Here is a 20,329-nt window from a genome sequence, read left to right as displayed (position 1 = left end):
AGAGGCTAAGAAGCCACGGGATCGCGCAGCGGGAACGTGTCGCTGAAGATCGTCTTGCCATCGGAACCCTTGATCTCCAGGCGCAGGCCGAAGACGTCGCGGCGGTCCACTCCCTTGGGCAGGGAGAAGGCGGTGCGGATGTGCTTGAAGCGCTGGATCTGGAACGAGAGGTCGGCCCGGTTGGCCTCCACGCCCAGCATCTGTCCGTCGTTGCGGATGAGGGACAGTTCGGCCAGCCCCGAGAGGGTGTTCACGGACTGCACGTTGGTCAGCTCGAAGCTCACCGTGGCCTCATTGCCGCTGATCCTGGTCTGGAAGTTCTCCACCGTCACCTGGGCCGTGTTGACCTTGCCGAAGAGGTCACGCAGATTCACGGGCGGAGTCTTGGGGGCCAGGGGCTCGGCCGGGGCCGCCCCGGACTTCTCGGCGGGGGCCGCGCCCTTGGCGCTCGCCTCGGCCTTCATCTTCTCGATGTTGGTGAGACGCTCCAACTGGACTTCGGCCTCGCTGAGCCGCAGTTCGAGCGCCTTGCGCTCGGCGCGCAGGGAGGCGTTGGAGCTCCAGAACGTGGCCCCGATGGAGATGCCGATGATGGAAAGCAGCAGCAGGAAGCCTTGAAAATAGAGGAAGGCCTTGAGCCAGAACGGGCTGATCCGAAAGCGCCGCACGTCGGAGTCGTCGCGCATGAAGAGGACGCTGTACTTCAGGTGGCTCACTGCAGCGCTCTCCAGTCTTCGCTGACGATCTTCCAGCCGCCGTCCTCGGGCGCCAGGACCAGGGTCTTCACGCCCCTGTCGGAGTACCCGGAGGCGTCGCGGTAGGTCTGCACGAAGCGGGCGGCCAGGCCCTGGGCGTGGAGGGAGAACTCCACGGAATCGACCTTGACCTCGGCCGGGGGCTTGGACTGCCAGATGGACTTCTTGAAGTCCCCGATGGCCTCGCGGCCACGAGTCTTGCCCTGTTCGGCGCGGACGTCGTAGTAGGAAAGGTAACCCTTCAGGTCGGCCTTGCGCCAGGCAGCCAGCCAGCCGTCCAGAAGCCTGCGCGCTTCCTCGGACTTGGCCTGCAGGTACTTGGGCCCCAGATCCTCGCTGGGCGCGGTGTACTCCTCCCCCACGATGCGCCAGGCCCCGGAGGCGTCGCGCTGCCAGTAGAAGCGCTTGCCCACGGTGTCGGCCATTCCGGTGGTGCGGTAGTACTGATCGAAGGTCGTCACCCAGTAGTCCGGTCCAGGCACGGCGTGCACGTTCTCGACCATGACCTGAATCCAAGGCTTGCTCGCGAAGATGCGCTTCTTGTAGGTCACGAAGGACGAGAACGGCTTGCCCTCGCTGAGAGCGTACTTTTCCGGGGCGTAGTTGCGGAAGTAGGCCTCGCCCCGCCCCTCCCAGTCACGGGCCCAGCCGCGCAGGGCCTCGGCCAGGGACTTGGCGGTGCCCTCGGCCTCTCCCGGCTCCTCGCTCCAGGTCACGTCCTCGGCGATGATCACGGGCGTACCGCGCTTCAATTCTCCGTCAAGGGACAGAAGGTCGTCGGTGTTCATGGCCACGCAGCCCCGCGTGTCGCGGGGAGCCAGGGACTTGCCCCTGCCGTGGATCCAGATGCCCGAGCCGGTCTTGCCCTTGATGCGGTCCACCGGATTGGGGAAGTTCAGGGAATAGGCCACGCCGCCGTAGAGTTCGTAGTCCAGGCTTCCGCCGGGCAACTTCCCGCCCACGAAATACACGCCCTCGGGCGTCTTCAGGTCGCCTTCCACCCGCTTGTCGCCGACGGACTGCCCCGTGGTGCAGGGGAACTGCTTGGCCATCTTGAGCGGGCTCTGGTGTTCGAGCATGAACAACGTCTGCCCATCCTTGGTGATGGCCAGGAAGCGTTGGGGGCTCAGGGAGTAGGAGTCAAGCCGGACCTTCCAGCCCTCCGCGCGCGCGAGGGAGGCGGGCAACAGCAGAATCAGGGCCAGCAGATACAGTCGTGCGGTCTTCAAGGCTGACATCATCCGTGACATCGGTTGAGCCGCCGGGATCAGCCCCGGGCGGCGGCCAGCAGTTCCTTGCGGGTGAAGATGGAGCACAGCTCCAGTCCAGCCTCGGCCAAGCGTTCCCGGCCGCCCTCTTCGCGGTCCAGGACGCAGAGCACGGCGGCCACCTCGAACCCGGCGGCGCGCACGCGCTCCACCGAGGTGAGCAGCGTCCCGCCCGTGGTCACCACGTCTTCCAGCAGGGCCACCCGGTCGCCGGCGTGGAAGTTCTTGAGGCCTTCGAGATACTGATTGGTGCCGTGCCCTTTGGGCTGTTTCCTGATGATGAAGCCGGGCATGGGGCAACGGTTCACCTGCGAGAGAACGGATACGGCGGAGACCAGCGGATCGGCCCCCAGGGTCATGCCGCCCACTCCGGCCACCCGCAGCGGGGCGAGCATTTCCAGAAACAGGCTGCCGATGAGGAAACCGCCCTCCGGATGCAGGGCGGTCTGCTTGCAGTCGAAATAGTAATCGCTTTTCTTGCCCGAGGTGAGGGTGACCTCGCCCTCGACATAGGACAATTCCAGGAGCAGGGAGGCGAGGCGCTTCTTCATGTCGGTCATGCGGATTGTCCGTCCCCTTCAGCCGCCGAGTACGCGGCTCAGAATCATTTCCTCATACCGGAGGTAGTACGAGGGGTCAAAGGCCGCGTCAAGCGCCTGCGCCGAAAGATGCGTTAGAATCTCGCCGTCCTTGCGCACCTCGTCGGGGAAGCTCAGGCGTTCCTCCCAGCAGCGCATGGCCACCTTCTGGACCATCTCGTAGGCCTTCTGCCGGGGCAAGCCGGCCTCCAGCAGGGCCATGAGCACCCGCTGGGAATAGAACAGGCCGCAGGAGCCCATGAGGTTGCGGTCCATGTTCTCCGGGATCACGCGCAGATTCTCCACCAGACCGGCCAGACGGTGCAGGATGTAGTCCATGAGGATGGTGGAGTCCGGCATGATCACGCGCTCCACCGAGGAGTGGCTGATGTCGCGCTCGTGCCAGAGCGCCATGTTCTCCATGGCCGCCAGGGAGTTGGAGCGCACCAGACGGGACAGGCCGCAGAGGTTCTCGGCCGAGATGGGGTTCTTCTTGTGGGGCATGGCCGAGGAACCTTTCTGGCCCTTGGCGAAGCCTTCCTCCGCCTCCAGGACCTCGGTGCGCTGGAGGTGGCGCAGTTCCGTGCAGAGCCGCTCCACTCCCCCGGCCATGAGCGCCAGGGCGGTGAAGTAGTGGGCGTGGCGGTCGCGCTGGACGATCTGGGTGGAGATGGGGTCCGGAGCCAGGCCGAGCAGCTCGCAGGCGATTTCCTCCAGGCGGGGGTCCAGGTGGGCGTAGGTGCCCACGGCGCCGGAAATCTTGCCCACCCGGATGCCTTCCAGGGCCTGGGCGAAGCGCTCACGGTGGCGCGTGAACTCGGCGTAGAAGCCCGCCATCTTGAGCCCGAAGCTCACGGGCTCGGCATGCACACCGTGGGTCCGGCCCATGCACAGCCGCCCCTGGTGCTTGCGGGCCATGTCCTTGAGCACGACCAACAAGCGGTCCACGCCGTCCAGAATGATCCGTCCGGCGCGGGTCAGAAGCACGCCGCCCGCCGTGTCCACGATGTCCGAGGAGGTGCAGCCCAGGTGGATGTAGCGGGCCGATGGACCCACCTTCTCCTCCACCGCGGTGAGGAAGGCGATGACGTCGTGGCGGGTCTTCTTCTCGATCTCCAGGATGCGCTCAACGTCGAAGCCCGCCTTGGTCGTGATCTCGGCCAAGTCGGCATCCGGGATCTGTCCCAGACGGTTCCAGGCGCGGCACACGGCCAGCTCCACTTCGAGCCAGACCGCGAATTTGTTCTCCAGGGTCCACAGGGCGGCCATCTCGGGCCGCGAATAGCGTTCGATCATCTCGTTCCCCGGGCCGGGCGGCCCTCATAGATGAAAAAAGGCAGCCGAGGGCTGCCTTTTCTTCTGGCCTAGTCGGCCTTCGCGGCCGGTTCGGCCGGCTGTGCCGGGCCGGAGGTGTCCGCCTTCTTCGGGGAGTCCTCCCCGGACGCGGACGCCTTGCGGCCGGAATAGTCGGTGACGTACCAGCCGCCGCCCTTGAGAATGAAAGACGAGTTGGAGATGAGCCGGGTGGACTTGCCGCCGCACACGGGGCAAGGCAACTCGCGCTCCTCGAACCCTTTCTGCCAGTCCTCGAAGGTCTGCTTGCATTCCTGGCAAGCGTATTCATAGATGGGCATGGTGTCCCCTCCTTGAGATGCGGATAGTCCCTTCCGCCCGCCAGAGGGCGGAAGCCCCGCCTCGGAAACTACTTTTCCTTGGCGGCGGCCGCCTTGGCGACCTTGATGCGCTCCTTGAGCCGCTCCTCGCGACGCTTCCGGCGGCGGGTCAGCTCCTTCATGCGCTCAATCTTCTTGTGCTTGGACATGCGTGTCTCCTTGCAAGATTCCGGCCGCGGCCGTTGGTTTCATCGGAAGGGAGTGCAGATAGCGCAGAACGGCCCGGCTGTCCAGCCCCTTACCCGAAGCCGTGCCGAATTGCAATCAACCCCACGGGCCCCTTGACTCCGCGACTTTCCGTGTCCATTATCCCCCAGCAATTCCCAATCAAGGAGCCGCCATGCAGGATCTTCGCTACGACCGCGCCGTCGCCGACGTCATCGAGGTCATCATGTTCGACCAATGGATGCGTCACTATTTCACCACCGAGCGCGACGGAAAATTGTTCCTGGAGATTCCAGAGGACGTGCTGGACGAGGTCCGGCGCGAACACCCGGCCCTGTTCACCCTGGCCGAGCCGGTGAACAACGAGGAACTCACCTACAAGAAGTGCCAGGACAACATCTGCACGTACATGGCCTCCAGCCTGGACGGCAGCAAGTACGCCGACGGAGTGGTCGCCACGGTCTTCGACAGCAAACCGTTCAAAATCGAGCAGTACGTCTTCTCCCTCTGGCTCAAGGGCCACGAGGCATACCTGGACGCCGAACGCCGCAGCTTCTCCGAATGGAAGGAAATGTACGAAAACTGGAAGAAGATGGACGAGGTCCGCGAGTACATCTTCAAGCTCCAGGCGGGCACCGCTGGCCAGGAGCAGACCAGCTCCACCGTTCATTGACGTTCCGGGGTCCGGCCGCCGCCGTCGGCGCTGGACCCCGGCGCGCAACTCCTGTATCCTCGCTCCCCGGTCGCGGTCACCGCGACACGGGGTCCACATGCGCTTGATCCACTGGCCAAAACGGCTCTCCATCACCACCAAGCTCCTGCTCTGGTGTCTGACGCTCATCGTCATCTTCTACGCCACCACGACTTTCCTGCTCCTGCGCATCCGCGACATCGTGGACGCCTCGGGCTCGGTGGCCACGGTGCATCATGAGATCGACAGCGCCACTCAACGCATGATCCGCACCCTCCTCTCCCTGGAGGAGAACCGCAAGCGCTATGAAATCCTCAAAAAAGACGACTACATCCAATACGTGATCAACGACCTGGCCGGATTCAAGGAAACCCTGGACCGGGTTTTGGAACGCCACCCCGAATATCGTGAGCAATGGAAGCCCCTGACCGAGGAGTTCTCGATCATTCTCTCCACCGACGCCGGGCCCGAGACCCTGGTCCTGCCGGACAAGACCGTCAATGCCTGGATCACCCTGCTTTCCGAGACCCGCCAAGCCAACCAATTGGAAACCGAGACGCAGTTGCGGGAACTGAACCAGGCCGGACGCGACGCCGCGCGCATGGGATTCTTCGGGCTCATGGCCTCGATCGCCGCCGGGCTGGCGGGCTCGATCTTCATCGCCTACTGGCTCAACCGCTCGTTGTCGGAGGTCCGACGCGGCATCCGCGATCTGGCCCAGGGCGGAGAGATGAAGCCCGTGCGCGTGCTCTCCTCCGACGAACTGGGCGAACTGGCGCGGGCCTTCAACAGCATGACCACCCGGCTCAAGCAGGAGGAGCAGATGCGTTCGGACTTCATCTCCATGCTCTCCCACGAGATCCGCACCCCGCTGACGAGCATCCGGGAATCCGTGGAGCTGGTGTCCGACGGGGTGTTCGGGGATCTGAACGAACGCCAGCTGCACTTCCTGGAGATATCCAAGAAGGAGATCCAGCGCCTGACCAGCCTGCTCACCCGGCTCATGACCGTGTCCAGCATGGAGGCCAACGATCTCAAGCTGCGACCCGAGCCTCTGGACGCCGAAACCTTCGTGCGTTCGGTCATCGAACGCATCCAGCCCGCGGCCACGGCCAAGAGCATCCATATCTCCCTGCGCCTGCCGCCCGCCCCCTGCCGGGCCCTGGCCGACTTCGAACACGTTCAGCAGGTGCTCCTGAACCTCCTGGGCAACGCGGTGAAGTTCTCGCCCACCGGCTCGCGCATCATGGTTTCGGCCGAGGCAGAGGCCGACCGGGTAGTCTTCTGTGTGCGCGACGAAGGACGGGGCATCCCCGAAGCCGAGCAGGCCTATGTCTTCCGCAAGTACTACCGGGAACCCGCGGTGCGGGCCAGCGTGGACGGAGTGGGCCTGGGCCTGTCCATCGCCAAGCGCATCGTGGACGCACACGGCGGCGAGATGTGGCTCACCAGCGAGGAGGGCAAGGGCAGCTGTTTCTGCTTCTCCCTTCCCAAGGCCGGTGAGTTGGAGTAGAGGCACGGCATGCGACGTCATTTCCAGTTCGCTCTTCCGTTGCTGGCCCTGACCGTGCTTCTGGGCGGCTGTTCCGTGCATCTGGCGCCCAAGAGCGAACCCCACGCCCAGGCCCAGGCCCAGGAATCGCTGAACGCCCTGACCTCGGCATCGGACGCCTACCGGGCCGGAGATTACGACCGGGCCGCCGACCTCTTCCTGGCCCTCTCCCTGGTCAGCTCCGATCCCGTGCTCTCGCGCAAGGCCCTCTACGGTCTGGCCTGCTCCAAGCTGGCCATGGCCGACACCGAGGAGGACATGGCCGAGGCCATGGAAGTCTGGAACCGCTGGGCAAGCCTGGCCCCAGACAACCCGGACATCGAGGATCCACGGCTGCTCGCTCCGCTTTTGCCCCGCCTGACCCCGGACGGCGAGGACTCGCGGGAGACCGTGCGCTCCATGGAGAAGGAGATGGCCCGGCTGCGCGCCCGGCTCAAGGAGAAATCCCAGGATCTCGACGAGTTGAAGAGCCAGCTGGACGCCCTGGAGCAGTTGCACAAGGAAATCACCATCCGCAAGCAGGACATCAACTAGCCCTCTTCCCGACCCGAGCATGGAACAGAACGAACGCAAGCAGTACACGATCCTCGCGGTCGACGACGACCCGAACATCCTTCAGGTTCTCGAAGCGCGCCTCGTGGCCGCGGGCTACCGGACGCGTCTCGCCGACAGCGCCGAGGACGCCCTGGCCTTCCTGGCCGAGGAGCCGGTGGACTGCATCGTCTCGGACGTGAAGATGCCGGGCATGGGCGGGGCCGGGCTGCTCAAGGAAGTGCTGACCAACTGGTCCGAGGTCCGGGTCATCCTGCTCACGGCCTACGGCAGCATCCCGGACGCCGTGGCCTCCATCCGCACCGGCGCGGCCGACTACCTGACCAAGCCCTTCGACGGCCGCCAGTTGGTGGCCAAGATCGACTCCATCCTGGCCGGACGCGCCCCGGCCCGCACGAAGGCTCCCCAGTCCAAGAACGGGCCGTTGGCCATGCTTTGGGGCGGCAAGAGCCCGGTCATGCGCGAATTCCTGGACCGCCTGGAACGCGTGGCCCACGGCGACGTGAACGTGCTCGTCACCGGCGAGTCCGGCACGGGCAAGGAACTGGTGGCCCGGATTCTCCATCAGCTCTCGCCCCGGGCCAAGGGCCCCTTCGTCATCGTGGACTGCGGCTCGACCCCGGCCACGCTGCTGGAAAGCGAACTCTTCGGCCACGTCAAGGGCAGCTTCACCCACGCGCTCAAGGACAAGAAGGGCCTCATCGAGGAGGCCGACGGCGGCACCCTGCTCCTGGACGAGATCGGCAACATCTCTCCAGAGATGCAGACCCGGCTCCTGCGTTTTCTCCAGGAACGGACCATCCGGCGCATCGGGGACACCAAGGAGATCCCGGTTTCCTGCCGGGTGGTGGCGGCCACCAACGCCGACCTGCCCGCCATGGTGCGCAAGGGGTCTTTCCGCGAGGATCTCTATTTCCGGCTCAAGGTGGCCACCCTCTCGGTGCCGCCCCTGCGCGAACGCACCGAGGACATCCCGGTGCTGGCCGAACGCTTTCTCGACGAGGCGTGCAGGTCGCAGAACCGCCCGGCCATGACCCTGGCCGCCGAAACGGTCAAGCGCATGACCGGCTACCACTGGCCGGGAAACGTGCGGGAACTGAAGAACGCCATCGAGGCGGGCGTGGTCTTCGCCCGCGACGACGTCTTCCGGCCAGGCGACCTGGCCCTGGAAAACCTGGACGAACCCCTCTCCCCCGGCGCCCTGCCGCGCGAGGAACAGTCGCTGTCCCTGGAGGAAAGCGAGCACCAGGCCATCCTGCGGGCGCTCAAGAAGACCGGCTGGGTCAAGAAGGCGGCGGCCGACCTGTTGGGCATCAGCCGCCGCGCCATCCACTACAAGATCAAGAAGTACGGCATCCCGGACCGCGAGGAATAGCCTGGACCAAACTGTTCAGGAGGCCATTCCGGCCAGGGAGAGCACGGCCAGGACCACGCCCGCCACGCGGGCCTTGCGTTCCTCCGCTCCCAGTGCGGAGGCCAGGGCGTTGTAGGCCAGCCAGGCTCCGAACAGGTTCAAGGCCACGCCCAGGGCCAGACCCAGGCTCGGGCTGGCGGCGTGGAAGAGATTGAAGGCCGCGCGCACGGGCAGGAGCACCTGACAGGCGGCCGAGGCCCGCGCGGCGGCCTCGTATCCGGGCTGAGCGCCGCACAGGCGGGCCGCCAGCCAGAGCACGGCCCCACCCACGAAGACCCCGGCCAGGGCCATGAGCGGCATGCCCACCAGCCCGCCGATCCCCAGCCCGCCGAAGGAGGTCATCATCCGGCCGTGTCCCAGGCCGAAGATGCCCCAGATGAGATTCACCAACCCGGCGGCCAGACCGTACACCGCGGCCCGGACGACCGGGTCCGCGAAACCCCCGCTCACGGGCATGGAGGAGAAAAAGCTTTTCGGTTCCCGCAGGATGCGTTCCGAATCGCTCCAGAGCCGCTGGAAATCGAAGGCCGTGCTCATGCGCCGCTCCCTTTGAAAAAATGGACCTCCTCACTTCTCTACCATTCCATCTGCCCGGATTCAACGGCGAATTCCAGCCGCGCGCGTCGCTCTTGGCAGCCCGGGCCCTGCTGGTGTATTCTCCATCCATGCGCAAACGGACTCTCTGCCTTCTTCTGGCGATCCTGCTCTGCCTGCCCGCCGGGGCCCAGGCCGCCCGCTTCACCGGCCTGTTCATGGCCATCGGCGAGGGCGACCTGTCCCGGGTCAAGGCCATGACCCCGCCGCGCGGCCTGCTGGACGCCGTCGACGACGCCTCCGGGGCCACGCCCCTGACCTGGGCGGCCCAGTGCGGCACTCCCGAGATCGTGGCTTGGCTCCTGGACTCCGGGGCCTCCATCGAAGGCCGCGACAAGCTCGACATGACCCCCCTGGCCTCGGCCGCCGAGTTCGGCAACTTGGGCACGGCCATGCTCCTCCTGGAGCGCGGCGCGGACGCCCAGGCCCGCACCTACTACGGCAAGACCCCCCTGCACGGCGCCTGCGGCAGCAAGGGGAACCTGGAGCTGGTGCGTGAACTCCTCGCCCGCGGCTGCGACCTGCACGCCATGGACCAGTTCGGGGCCACGGCCATCTCCTGGGCCGTGCGCAAGGGCAAGGTGGACATCGCCCTCTATCTCCTGGAGCAGGGCGCGGACCCCAAGGGCTGTCCCCTGACCCCCTTCACGCCCCTGCACTGGGCGGCCAAGTCCGGCAACATCTCCCTGGTCCAGGCCCTGGTCCAGCGCGGCGCGGACGTGAACGCCTCCGGCCCCAACGGAGCCACCCCCCTGGGTTGGGCCAAGGATCCCCAGGTGCGCGGCTTCCTGGAAGCGCACGGGGCGCGCTGACCCGCATGCGCCTGTTTCGGGACGTCTTCCACCGCCTGCGCCTGGCCGGATTCCTGGACCCGGGGCAGGCCCTGGAGGCCGCCGCCGCACTCCTGGCCGACGCCCGACCGGACCAGCCCCAGCGTCTGTTCGCCGCCGGAGCCCTGCTGCGCCAGGCGGTCGTCTTCCTGCCCTTCGACCCGGCCCTGGCGGCACAGGCCAGACGCATATTTCCGGCCGCGCCGCCGCCCCCGGGCTTCGTCCGCTGGCTGGACGGCCTGCGCGCCCCGGCCGATCCCGGCCCGGCGCGAAGTCTCGCCCAGGCCCTGAACGCCTGGCAGACCGGCGGACGTTCCGCCTTCCTGGCCGAAACCGAAGCCCTGCTCACCTCCCCCGGAGGAGCGGCCGCCGCCCCGCTGCTGGCCTGGGGCCTGCGCGCGGCCGGGAAACCGGAGCAGGCGGCCCGGGCCCTGGAGCATGCCCCGGAAAACTTCCTGGCCCGCAACCTGCGCGCCCGCCTGGCCTTGGACGAGGACCATCCGGAGGAGGCCCGCGCCCATCTCCTGGCCTCCCTGGAACTGGAGCCCTTCCAGCCCTCGGCCATCATGCAGCTGGCCGCGCCGCCGCCCGACCCGAACCTCGTCGAAACCCACCGCGTCCATGTCTGCCTCTACTCCTGGAACAAGCCCGAGGCCCTGGCCCGAACCCTGGCGAGTCTGGCCGCCACGGAACTGGGCCCGGCCCGGGTCACGCTGCTGAACAACGGTTCGACCTCCATCTCACCGAAGGAGCTGGAGGCCCTGGCCCGGCGCACGGCCCCGAATCTCCGCCTGGAGGTGCTGCACCTGCCGGTGAACGTCGGCGCTCCGCCCGCGCGCAACTGGCTCCTGGGCCTGCCCGCCTCGCGCGAAGCCGACTGCGTGGCCTTCCTGGACGACGACGTGCTTCTGCCCCGTCGCTGGCTGGCCGGGCTCCTGAGCGCCCTGGAGGCCGAGCCCCGGGCCTGCGCCGCCGGGGTCAAGGTGCTCCACCCGCGCTCACCGCTGGTGATCCAGTACGCCTGGCGCTTCTTCTCCGAGACCGGCGAGGGCCGCATCCGCTTCACGCCCAACGCGCCCACGGTTCTCGACCTGGGCCAGTACGACCATCTCCGTCCCTGCCTCTCGGTCATGGGCTGCTGCCACCTTCTACACCGCGAACGCCTGGAGCGCCTGGGCGTTCCCGGCTTCGACCCGCGCTTCTCGCCATCCCAGGTGGACGACATCGAGCACGACCTCCAGATATGGAAGGCCGGAGGCATGGTCGTCTTCGACGGCCGCGCCGCCGTGGTCCATCTCCAGGACACGGGCGACCCCTCCCGCCGCACCCCGCTCTCCCTGGCCCAGGCCCAAGCCAACCACTTCAAGATGGAACACAAGTTCGACGGCGGGGAACTGGCCGACATGCGCCGGGACGTGGAACGGGCCGACTCGGAGGCCTTCCGCGCGGCCCTGGCGGCGGTCTCGCCCTTCCTGCCCGCCCCGGCCCGGGAATTCTGGCGCACCCTTTCGCCCTTTCTGCCCTGAGCTTGCCCACGCGCCGGATTTGCGCTAGCCCAATCGCCAGACCCGGGAGGATTCGCGTGTCCGATCAGCATTCCAAGGCCCGTCCGGGCTGGTTCAGCCTGCGGGCGCGCATCGCGGCGCTGCTCGTGGGCCTCATGCTGGCCACCACGGCCGGCGCGGTCTACACCTTCCTCTACGCCGAACGCACCCAGGCCATCTTCACCGAGCTGGAACAAAACGAGGTCGCCCCGCTCCTGGCCGCCCAGGCCCTGGAGAACGCCTTCGTCATGCAGAAGGGCTACGTGACCTATTACATGCTCACCAGCGACGAGGAATGGATCAAGAAGCTGGACGTGCAACGCCGGGCCTTCGAAAACTGGCTCGGCCGCGCCCGGGAGACCGAGAACCTGGACGAGGGCCGCCGCATCCTCAACCGCATCGAGTCGGAATACTTCCGCTACGCCGGGGCCCGCGACGAGGTCATCCAGCTCTACCGCGAAGGCCGCAAAACCGACGGTGAGGCCAAACATTGGCTCATCCGTGAACAGTTTCTCCAGATCACGGCCCTGGCCGAACGCTACAAGCAGATCCACAACGAGAGCATCACCCAGGCCAGTTCGACCTACCGCGAACGCGCCAGGGTGGTCACTGGCCTGTCCCTGGCCGCCATCGTGCTCACCGTGATCCTGGGCTTCGGCCTCTGCTGGGTGCTTTTCCGCCAGATCCTCGCGCCCATCCGCCGCCTGGCCGCCGACACGCCCCAACCCTCGCCCGGGGCCCTGTTCAACGAGGTGGGCGCGCTCTCCGACCGGGTGGGAACCCTGCTGGAGGACGTGAACAAGGCCAAAACGCTCCTGGCCGAGAGCCGGGAGACCCTGCGCCAGACCGAGAAGCTGGCCCTGGTGGGCAAGCTGGCCGCGGGCGTGGCCCACAGCATCCGCAATCCCCTGACCTCGGTGAAGATGCGCCTCTTCTCCCTGGAACGCGGCCTGCAACTGGACCCGCGCCAGAAAGAGGACTTCGAGGTCATCGCCGACGAGATCAAGCACCTGGACACCATCATCCGCAACTTCTTGGAGTTCTCGCGGCGGCCCAAGCTCAAGATCCAGCGGATCAGCCCCTCGGCCGTGGTGGACATGACCCTGCAACTGCTCCGCCACCGCCTGGAGTCCTTCGGCGTGGACGTGGACGTCAACCGCGAAGATCCCCTGCCCGAAGTGGATGTTGACCCCGAACAGCTCAAGGAGGCCCTGGTGAACCTCCTGCTCAACGCCTGCGACGCCATGGGCCACGGAGGCCACATCGTCATCAACGAGGAGAAGGGCATCGTTCCGCCCTTGGGGCGGGCCGTAGTCATCCGCATCACCGACTCCGGCCCCGGCATCGCTCCCGAACTGCGCGAGGAGGTCTTTCAGCCCTTCTTCAGCACCAAGGAAGAAGGCACGGGCCTGGGCCTGCCCATCGCCAAACGCATCCTGGAGGAGCACGGCGGCTGGCTCCACCTGCACTCCGTGGAAGGCAAGGGCGCCACCTTCGTCCTGGCCCTGCCCTGCAAGGAGGACACGTCATGGCTGAGATCCTGATCGTCGACGACGACCTGCACCTGCGCCAGAGCTTCGAGAAGCTGCTCGCCGGCGAGGGGCACACGGTGCGCGCGGCGGCCTCGGGCGAGGCCGGGCTTCGCATGGTGGAGGAGCGTTCCCCGGACCTCGTGGTCATGGACGTGCGCATGCCGGGCATGGACGGACTGACCGCCTTCCAGGCCATGCGCAAGGTCGATCCCAAGCTCCAGGCCATCATCATGACCGCCTTCGGCACCACCGAAACGGCCATCGAGGCCACCAAGATGGGGGCCTTCGACTACGTGCTCAAGCCCTTCGACATCCCGGACATCCTGGATCTCATCCGCCGGGCCCTGGAGGCCGGGGCGCTCATGCGCGGCCGCGTGGGCCTGGGCCCCTCGGTCGAGGCCGAGCGGGGCGAGGCCCTGGTGGGCACGGGCAAGGCCATGAACGAGGTCTACAAGGCCATCGGCAGGGCCGCGCCCACCGACGCCCTGGTGCTCATCCGGGGCGAGTCCGGCACGGGCAAGGAGTTGGTGGCCCGCGCCGTGTACCAGCACAGCCTGCGCGCGGATCGGCCGTTTTTGGTCATCAACTGCGTGGCCATCCCGGAAACCCTCCTGGAAAGCGAATTGTTCGGCTACGAAAAGGGAGCCTTCACCGGGGCCAGCGCCCGGCGCGTGGGAAAGATCGAGCAGGCCAACCGCGGCACCGTGTTCCTGGACGAGATCGGGGACATGCCCCTGGTCATCCAGGCCAAGATCCTGCGCCTGCTCCAGGAGAAGAAGATCGAACGCCTGGGCGGCCGCGAGCCCATCCCCGTGGACGTTCGCATCATCGCGGCCACCAACCGCGACCTGGAAGCCGCCGTATCCGAGGGCCGCTTCCGCGAAGATCTCTACTACCGGCTCAAAGTCGTGACCCTGAACCTGCCGCCCCTGCGCGAACGGCGCGAGGACATTCCGCTCCTGGCGGACTATTTCCTGGCCCGCTTCAGCCGGGACATGGACATGCCCAACCCGGGCCTGACCCCCGAGGCCGTGGAAGCCCTGGCTTCCCACCCCTGGCCCGGCAACGTGCGCGAATTGGGCAACACCCTGCACAAGGCCCTCATCTTCAGCCGGGGTGCCCCGCTCACCCGGGAGGACGTGTTCACGGCAGTGGGCGGATCGTGCGCCGGGACCGCGTCCGCCGAGTCCGAGGGCGGCGAAACCCTGGCCTCCTTCGTGCGCCGCACGCTCACCGAGAAGGCGGGCGAAAACGCCTTCGACCAGCTCATGGACCACGTAGGCCGGTTGGTCATCCGCGAGGCCCTGGAGATCACGGGCGGCAACCGCACCCGCGCGGCCAGGCTCCTGGGCCTGTCCCGCCCCACCCTGCTGGCCCGCATCGAGAAGTACGGCCTGCGCATCGGGGCCCAGGTTTCCTGATCGCCTCCCGAACCGGTTCGGTTTTTCGTTCTTGACGAAGTGTAAAGAATCCTGACACCGACGGCAGCCCACGACCCGCGCGGACTCCAAATTTATATTCGAAATTTCAGCATCTTGCCGCAGACATCTTGGTGGCACACCCATTGCCTGGGCCCAGGCAGCGAGGTGCGCCGTTCATGACCGCCGCTCCCTGTGTGCTCATCGTGGACCGCAACCCCAGGGTCCGAGCCTTTCTGGCCCGCGAACTGGAGGTTCTCGGCGTGCGGGCGCTCCAGGCCCGCGACCGTCATCAGGCCCGGGAACTCCTGGCCCGTGGCGGACAACCGGCCCTCCTGATCTGCGATGCCGAAGCCCTGGCCGGGGGACCGGGCTGGGCCACGGACCTCTGCCCCGCCTGCCCGGTGGTGGTCCAAACCTACCCCGGGGACGGCCCGGAAGCGGGCATCGTCTGCGCCCATGCGCTGGTGGAAAAGACCGGCGACCCCTCGCGCCTGCTGTCCGCCGTGCTCACCCTGCTCCGTGCCGACGGCTTCGAGGCCGGGGTGGAAAGAATGCTGACAGAGGCCGCCGGCGAAGGACGGGACGGCGCGAACGAGGACGACGAAAAAGATCAATCATTCCAGGAAGAATAGAATAATCGACATGCTTGTGCATTCTGGCACACGTCTTGCCTTTCATAACGATGGTCCATCCCGGGAGCGGGGGCGCTCCCGAATCGGTAACGGCTCGGGCCGAGGCGCGGAAGCGGAGACGCCAAGGCCATTCGAGGAAAACGGAACTCTGGACGGATTCGGCAAGGAGGAGGAATTCCATGGGATTCGGAAGACAACTCTATGAATTCATGAAAGCCGCCTCGGTGGCCCACGCCAAGTGGGATCTCGAGGTGTCCATGTCCATCCTGAAAAGCCGCAAGAAGCTCCTGCTGCTGCTTCTGCTGGCGCTGCCCTGCCTCTTCTTCGGCCTGGCCATGGCCGGCGGGGGCGACTTCCTGGGCGGCAAGACGGCCTACGCTCCGGCCTTCTACTCCACGAAGATCTTTCTCGTCTCCATCGCCGTCGGTCTCGCGGCCGGTCTGATCACCGGCTGCATCGGCGCGGGCGGCGGCTTCATCATCACCCCGGCGCTCATGGCCGCGGGCATCAAGGGCATCCTGGCCGTTGGCACGGACCTCTTCCACATCTTCGCCAAGGCCATCATGGGCACCACGGTGCACAAGAAGCTCGGCAACGTCTCCACCAAGCTGGCCATCGCCTTCCTGGTGGGTTCGGGCGCGGGCACCTTCGTGGGCGGCGCGATCAACAAGGGCTTGTACAACAAAGACCCGCTGCTCTCCGAGCTGTTCATCAGCTCCATCTACGCCATCCTGCTCGGCTTCCTCGGCTTTTACGCCCTGTTCGACTTCCTCAAGGCCAGCCGCAAGCCCGGCGGTGGCGGCGACGCCCACGGCGGCGGCGGCGGCACCACGGCCCTGGCCGTGAAGCTCCAGAACATGCAGATCCCGCCGATGATCACCTTCGACGAGGATCTGGTTCCCGGCGGACGCCGGATCTCCGGCTGGATCGTCGCGGCCGGCGGCGCCGTGGTCGGCATCCTGGCGGCCATCATGGGCGTGGGCGGCGGCTTCGTCACCTTCCCCATGTTCGTCTACATCTTCGGCGTGTCCTCCATGACCACGGTGGGCACCGACATCCTCCAGATCATCTTCACCGCGGGTCTGGCGGCCATCGCCCAGTACGCGATCTACGGCTTCGTCTTCTACACCCTGGCCATGGGCATGCTCCTGGGCTCGCTCCTGGGCATCCAGATCGGCGCCCTGACCACCAAGGTCGTCAAGGGCGTCCACATCCGCGGCTTCTACGCCGTCTCGATCATCGCGGGCTTCATCAACCGCGCCGCCACGCTGCCCAAGAAGCTCACGGAACTGGAGATGGTCGACCTCTCCAAGTCCTTCGTGGCCAACGTCGAATTCGTGGGCAACATCATCTTCTGGGTGGTGGTGGCCTTCTTCGGCATCTGGGTGTTCGGCAAGTTCTTCGCCAACATCGGCAAGCTCAGAGGGGAGGCCTAATCATGTTGCACAACAAGAAAAGCTTCACGAAGGGCGTCCTGCTGCTGGGCTCCTTCGCGGTCGTCTTCGTCCTGATCCTGACCCCCATCTTCAAGACCGACCGGGGCGTCGCGGAAAACGGCCTGTCCTACGCCGACGACCTGTTCAACAAGCTCTCCAAGGGCTCCTCCTACTTCATCCCCGAAGTTCGGGAAAAGATCGCCCCCATCCAGGGCGCGGCCGTCGACGTGACCATCAAGCCCAAGAAGGCCGAACTGGCCGGAGCCATGATCGCCCTGGGCGCCAAGGCCGGGCTCACGCTGACTGAGAAGGCCCCCGGCGAGCTGACCGTGAAGGGCGACCTGCCGGCCCTGTTGGCCGCCGCCATCGAGGACGCCGACTCCATGTACAAGAACGACGGCGCCGCCGTGCAAAGCCGTCGCGGCATGAACGAAAAGGAAGCCATGACGGCCTGGTGGGAGATGCTCAACGCCATGATCAAGCCCCTGCAGAAGCAGAAGCTGATCAAGGAAGCCCAAGGCGTGGACCTGGTCATGAGGAAGGCCATCGAACCGGCCTTCAACTTCTACGGCATTCCGGCCCAGCGGGTTCTGGACAAGGCCGGCGTGCTCACCGGCCTGCTGGTCTTCTATGTCGTCTACACGCTGTGGTACGGCTTCGCGATCTTCGAACTCTTCGACGGCGTGGGCCTGTCCATGAAAAAGGCCAAGGCCAAGGAAGAAGTGTAGGCGTACCTGCAACGCGCCTCCATGGACGGGCTTCCGGACGCTCCGGGGGCCCGTCTTTTTTTGGCCCGGATGGCGGCATTTGCGGGATGGAGGGCCTTCTTTTTTCAGGAACAATATCTTACACAGCACACAGCGGACGCCGGAACACCCTGCGGCCGGGGAACTCCCAGAGGACTGCGCCATGAAGAGCAGAAACGCCATGCGCCGCGCCCTCCGCGGGCTCCGGGAGGAGGAGACTCCTCCGGGCCCCTCGAGCGCATCCCGCAACGCCCAAGGCCCTCGGTCATGCCCCGAGGACTAGGGCAGGCGTTCGGTCGATTCAGCCTGCGCGGCCTGCTGGTCGTGCTCGTGCTGCTGACCCTCTGCCCGGTCCTGGGACTGGCGCTTTACAACGCGGTCCAGGAGCGGGAGGACGCGGCCCTGCGGGCCCAGGAAGACGCGTTGCGGGTCATGCGCCTTCTGGCCGGGGGCCCGGAACAGGCCGCCGACTACGCCCACCGCATCCTGGCCGCCCTCTCCAGGGATCCGGCCATTCGGCGCCTCGACGCCGCGGCCTGCGATCCTCTCTTCGCCGATCTTTTGCGCGACAATCCAGAATATGCCGACATCCTGGCCATGACGCCGGGCGGCGAGGTCTTCAGCTCCGGATCCCGCCGGGCGCTGGACATCCGTCACGCCTACACGCCTCTCCTGGTGGACCGCAATCCGGGCACGGAGCTTTCCTGGGCCGGGGTGCTGGAGGGACGCTCGATCCTTTTCTTCTGCCAACCCGTGCGCGACGAGCACAACCGTCTGGCGGCCCTGCTGGCCGTCGTCGTGGACCTCTCCATCTACGGCCGGAGCTTCGAGCAGGCCAACCTCCCGCCGGGCTCCACCTTCTCCATCGCCAAGTCCGACGGTTCCCTGCTCTTCCATTCCCAGGGGGACGAGACCCTGACCTCGCGCCTGCTGCCGCCGGAACAGCTGGCCCTGTTCCTCGAACTGATCAAGCGCGGCGACGAGGCCAACGCCACGGGTCTCGACCGAGACGGCGTGGAGCGCCTATACTCGGTCAAACGCCTGCGCCTCGGCAAGGGCGCGGATGACGTCTTCGTGCGCATCGGCATCCCCAGCCGGGCCGTGTTCGCGCAGGTGGACGGCCGCCTCTGGCGCAACCTCCTGGGCATCGGCGCGGCGGGAGCCCTCGTGCTCGTGCTGACATGGCTCTACGGCAATCGCTTCATCCTCAGCCGGGTGCGGGCCTTGACCCAGGCCGCCCAACGCATCCGCCAAGGCGATTTCACCGTCCGGAACAACATGGGCGAAGGCGGAGGGGAGTTGGGAATCCTCGGCCAGGCCTTCGACTCCATGGCCGAATCCCTGGCCCGACGCGAGGACGAGCGCCAGGCCCACATGGCCGAGCTGCGCGACAAGGAACGCCGCATCCAGGCTCTGTTCGACGCCACCACCGACTCGGTCATGCTCCTCTCCCCCGACGGGACCATTCTCGCCGCCAACCAGATCGCGTCCAAGCGGCGCAACGCCAGCGCCGAGGAACTCACCGGCACGCTCATCTTCGACTCCCTGCCCGTGGAAACCGCGGAACTGCGGCGCATCAAGCTGAAGGAGGCCGCCCGCACCGGCCAGCCGCGCGTCTTCGACGAGGAGGTGGGCGACCGAGTCTACCGCCTGCGGATCTACCCCGTGACCGATGAAAAGGGTGCGGTGACGCATCTGGCCAGCTTTTCCCGCGACATCACCCAGCGACGGCACGCCGAACGCGAACTGCTCAAGGCCAAACGCCAGGCCGAGGCCGCCAACGAGGCCAAGACCCAGTTCCTGGCCAACATGAGCCACGAATTGCGCACACCGCTCAACGGCATCCTGGGCATGCTCCAGATACTCCTCGCCTCCACCCTGGACCCGGAGCAGCGGCGCAACCTCGAAATGGCCCGGCAATGCGCCGACAGCCTGCACAAGACCGTGAACAACCTTCTGGAGATGGCCAGCATCGAAGCCGGTTCCGCAGAGATCCTGGAGCGGGAGTTCCATCTGGACGAGGTGCTCGATCCCCTGCTGCGGACCTACGAGGTGCAGGCCCGGCTCAAGGGGCTGACGCTGCACGTGGACCGGGGGGCCGGACTGCCGGAACGCCTGCTGGGCGATCCATTCCGGTTGCGCCAGGTGCTCAACAACCTGCTCTCCAACGCCCTGCGCTTCACCCCCTCGGGCTCCGTGAGCGTTTCCGTGCTTCCCGACTCCGGCCCCCCGGAGGGCGAGGGCCGGAGCCGCCTGACCTTCGCCGTGCGGGACACCGGCATCGGCATTCCGCCCCAGGCCCAGACGCACATCTTCGAGAACTTCGAACTGGCCGAGCACTACCTGAACAAACGCTATGGCGGCTCCGGCCTGGGTTTGTCCATCGCCCGTCAGGTGGTCGAGCGCATGGGCGGCGAAATCCGTCTGGAAAGCGCGGAAGGCCAGGGCAGCACCTTCACCGTCAGCGTGCCCTTCAGCCTGCCCGGCGTCGGGACGCCGGCTCCCGCCCAGTCGGCCGCGGCCCGCAAGCCCAGGAAGAACCTGCGCATCCTCCTGGTGGAGGACGAACTGGTCAACCGCATGTTCGCCAGCCAGGTTCTCGGTCGCATGGACCATTCGGTCACGGCCGTGACCAACGGCACCGAAGCCATCCAGGCCCTGGAACGCGAGAACTTCGATCTCATCCTCATGGACGTGCAGATGCCGGTCATGGACGGCATTACGGCCACCAAGTCCATCCGCGACGGCCGCGCCCGCTGCCGCGACCCGCGCATCCCCATCATCGCGCTCACCGCCTACGCCATGGAAAGCGACCGCGACCGCTTCCTGCGGATCGGCATGGACGACTTCGTGGCCAAACCGTTCACCGTGGAGGCCCTGGCCCAGGCCATCGACCGGGTTCTCTCCCGCTGACCCCGGAAGGCGTTGCATCCGCGGCGGCATTTC

General features: G+C 66.6%; 18 protein-coding genes. 12 read left to right on the top strand and 6 right to left on the bottom strand.

Going from position 1 to position 20,329, the window contains the following annotated elements:
- Positions 1-5 precede the first annotated feature (5 nt).
- The 5 genes from H587_RS0109735 to H587_RS0109715 form a co-directional block, all read right to left on the bottom strand.
- Positions 6-716: a hypothetical protein gene (locus tag H587_RS0109735; protein ID WP_027176111.1), complete on the bottom strand. Its 711-nt coding sequence runs from the start codon at positions 714-716 to the stop codon at positions 6-8.
- The gene (locus H587_RS0109730; RefSeq protein ID WP_027176110.1) at positions 713-1,984 is read right to left on the bottom strand and encodes a L,D-transpeptidase family protein; all 1,272 of its coding nucleotides are present in this window, start codon (positions 1,982-1,984) and stop codon (positions 713-715) included. The genes H587_RS0109735 and H587_RS0109730 overlap by 4 nt, the downstream gene beginning before the upstream one ends.
- A 38-nt stretch (positions 1,985-2,022) precedes the next feature.
- The gene (gene pyrE, locus H587_RS0109725) at positions 2,023-2,583 is read right to left on the bottom strand and encodes an orotate phosphoribosyltransferase (protein WP_027176109.1); all 561 of its coding nucleotides are present in this window, start codon (positions 2,581-2,583) and stop codon (positions 2,023-2,025) included.
- Positions 2,584-2,601: 18 nt separating this feature from the next.
- A complete protein-coding gene (gene purB / locus H587_RS0109720; protein ID WP_027176108.1) occupies positions 2,602-3,897 on the bottom strand; it encodes an adenylosuccinate lyase in 1,296 nt (431 codons plus the stop codon).
- 68 nt (positions 3,898-3,965) lie between these two features.
- On the bottom strand, positions 3,966-4,235 hold the full coding sequence (locus H587_RS0109715) for an FmdB family zinc ribbon protein (RefSeq protein ID WP_027176107.1): 270 nt from the start codon (positions 4,233-4,235) through the stop codon (positions 3,966-3,968).
- A gap of 379 nt (positions 4,236-4,614) precedes the next feature.
- On the opposite strand from H587_RS0109715, the gene H587_RS0109705 reads away from it, so the two are divergent.
- From H587_RS0109705 to H587_RS0109690, 4 genes are all read left to right on the top strand, one after another.
- Positions 4,615-5,112, top strand: a complete 498-nt coding sequence (locus H587_RS0109705; RefSeq protein ID WP_027176106.1) for a hypothetical protein — start codon at positions 4,615-4,617, stop codon at positions 5,110-5,112.
- Positions 5,113-5,209: 97 nt separating this feature from the next.
- Positions 5,210-6,643 carry a sensor histidine kinase gene (locus H587_RS0109700; RefSeq protein ID WP_027176105.1) on the top strand — a complete coding sequence of 478 codons (1,434 nt, stop codon included), beginning with the start codon at positions 5,210-5,212 and terminating at the stop codon, positions 6,641-6,643.
- A gap of 9 nt (positions 6,644-6,652) precedes the next feature.
- Entirely contained in the window at positions 6,653-7,216 is a 564-nt protein-coding gene (locus H587_RS0109695) for a hypothetical protein (protein WP_027176104.1), read from the top strand.
- A gap of 19 nt (positions 7,217-7,235) precedes the next feature.
- Positions 7,236-8,609 (top strand): sigma-54-dependent transcriptional regulator, encoded by a 1,374-nt coding sequence (locus tag H587_RS0109690; protein WP_027176103.1) that lies wholly within the window; start codon positions 7,236-7,238, stop codon positions 8,607-8,609.
- A 15-nt stretch (positions 8,610-8,624) separates the two neighbouring features.
- On the opposite strand, the gene H587_RS0109685 is transcribed toward H587_RS0109690, so the two are convergent.
- A complete protein-coding gene (locus H587_RS0109685) occupies positions 8,625-9,185 on the bottom strand; it encodes a YIP1 family protein (protein WP_027176102.1) in 561 nt (186 codons plus the stop codon).
- Positions 9,186-9,205: 20 nt separating this feature from the next.
- On the opposite strand from H587_RS0109685, the gene H587_RS19685 reads away from it, so the two are divergent.
- From H587_RS19685 to H587_RS20245, 8 genes are all read left to right on the top strand, one after another.
- Positions 9,206-10,054 carry an ankyrin repeat domain-containing protein gene (locus H587_RS19685; RefSeq protein WP_051202623.1) on the top strand — a complete coding sequence of 283 codons (849 nt, stop codon included), beginning with the start codon at positions 9,206-9,208 and terminating at the stop codon, positions 10,052-10,054.
- Between the two features lie 5 nt (positions 10,055-10,059).
- On the top strand, positions 10,060-11,598 hold the full coding sequence (locus H587_RS0109675) for a glycosyltransferase family 2 protein (protein WP_034609032.1): 1,539 nt from the start codon (positions 10,060-10,062) through the stop codon (positions 11,596-11,598).
- Between the two features lie 56 nt (positions 11,599-11,654).
- Positions 11,655-13,160, top strand: coding sequence for an ATP-binding protein (locus tag H587_RS0109670; RefSeq protein ID WP_245560858.1), 1,506 nt, complete (start codon positions 11,655-11,657; stop codon positions 13,158-13,160).
- Positions 13,145-14,569: a sigma-54-dependent transcriptional regulator gene (locus H587_RS0109665; protein WP_027176099.1), complete on the top strand. Its 1,425-nt coding sequence runs from the start codon at positions 13,145-13,147 to the stop codon at positions 14,567-14,569. Before H587_RS0109670 ends, H587_RS0109665 begins: the two co-directional genes overlap by 16 nt.
- A 176-nt stretch (positions 14,570-14,745) precedes the next feature.
- Positions 14,746-15,201, top strand: coding sequence for a response regulator (locus H587_RS0109660; RefSeq protein ID WP_027176098.1), 456 nt, complete (start codon positions 14,746-14,748; stop codon positions 15,199-15,201).
- Positions 15,202-15,380: 179 nt separating this feature from the next.
- Positions 15,381-16,637, top strand: coding sequence for a sulfite exporter TauE/SafE family protein (locus tag H587_RS0109655; protein WP_027176097.1), 1,257 nt, complete (start codon positions 15,381-15,383; stop codon positions 16,635-16,637).
- A 2-nt stretch (positions 16,638-16,639) separates the two neighbouring features.
- On the top strand, positions 16,640-17,365 hold the full coding sequence (locus tag H587_RS0109650) for a hypothetical protein (RefSeq protein WP_034609030.1): 726 nt from the start codon (positions 16,640-16,642) through the stop codon (positions 17,363-17,365).
- 285 nt (positions 17,366-17,650) lie between these two features.
- Entirely contained in the window at positions 17,651-20,296 is a 2,646-nt protein-coding gene (locus tag H587_RS20245) for an ATP-binding protein (RefSeq protein WP_169432765.1), read from the top strand.
- The last annotated feature ends 33 nt before the right edge of the window (positions 20,297-20,329 follow it).

This window comes from Desulfovibrio aminophilus DSM 12254 (assembly GCF_000422565.1).
Taxonomy (GTDB): domain Bacteria; phylum Desulfobacterota; class Desulfovibrionia; order Desulfovibrionales; family Desulfovibrionaceae; genus Aminidesulfovibrio; species Aminidesulfovibrio aminophilus.
Note: the sequence above shows the minus strand (reverse complement) of the source record. Positions and strands in the feature narration are given on the sequence as shown.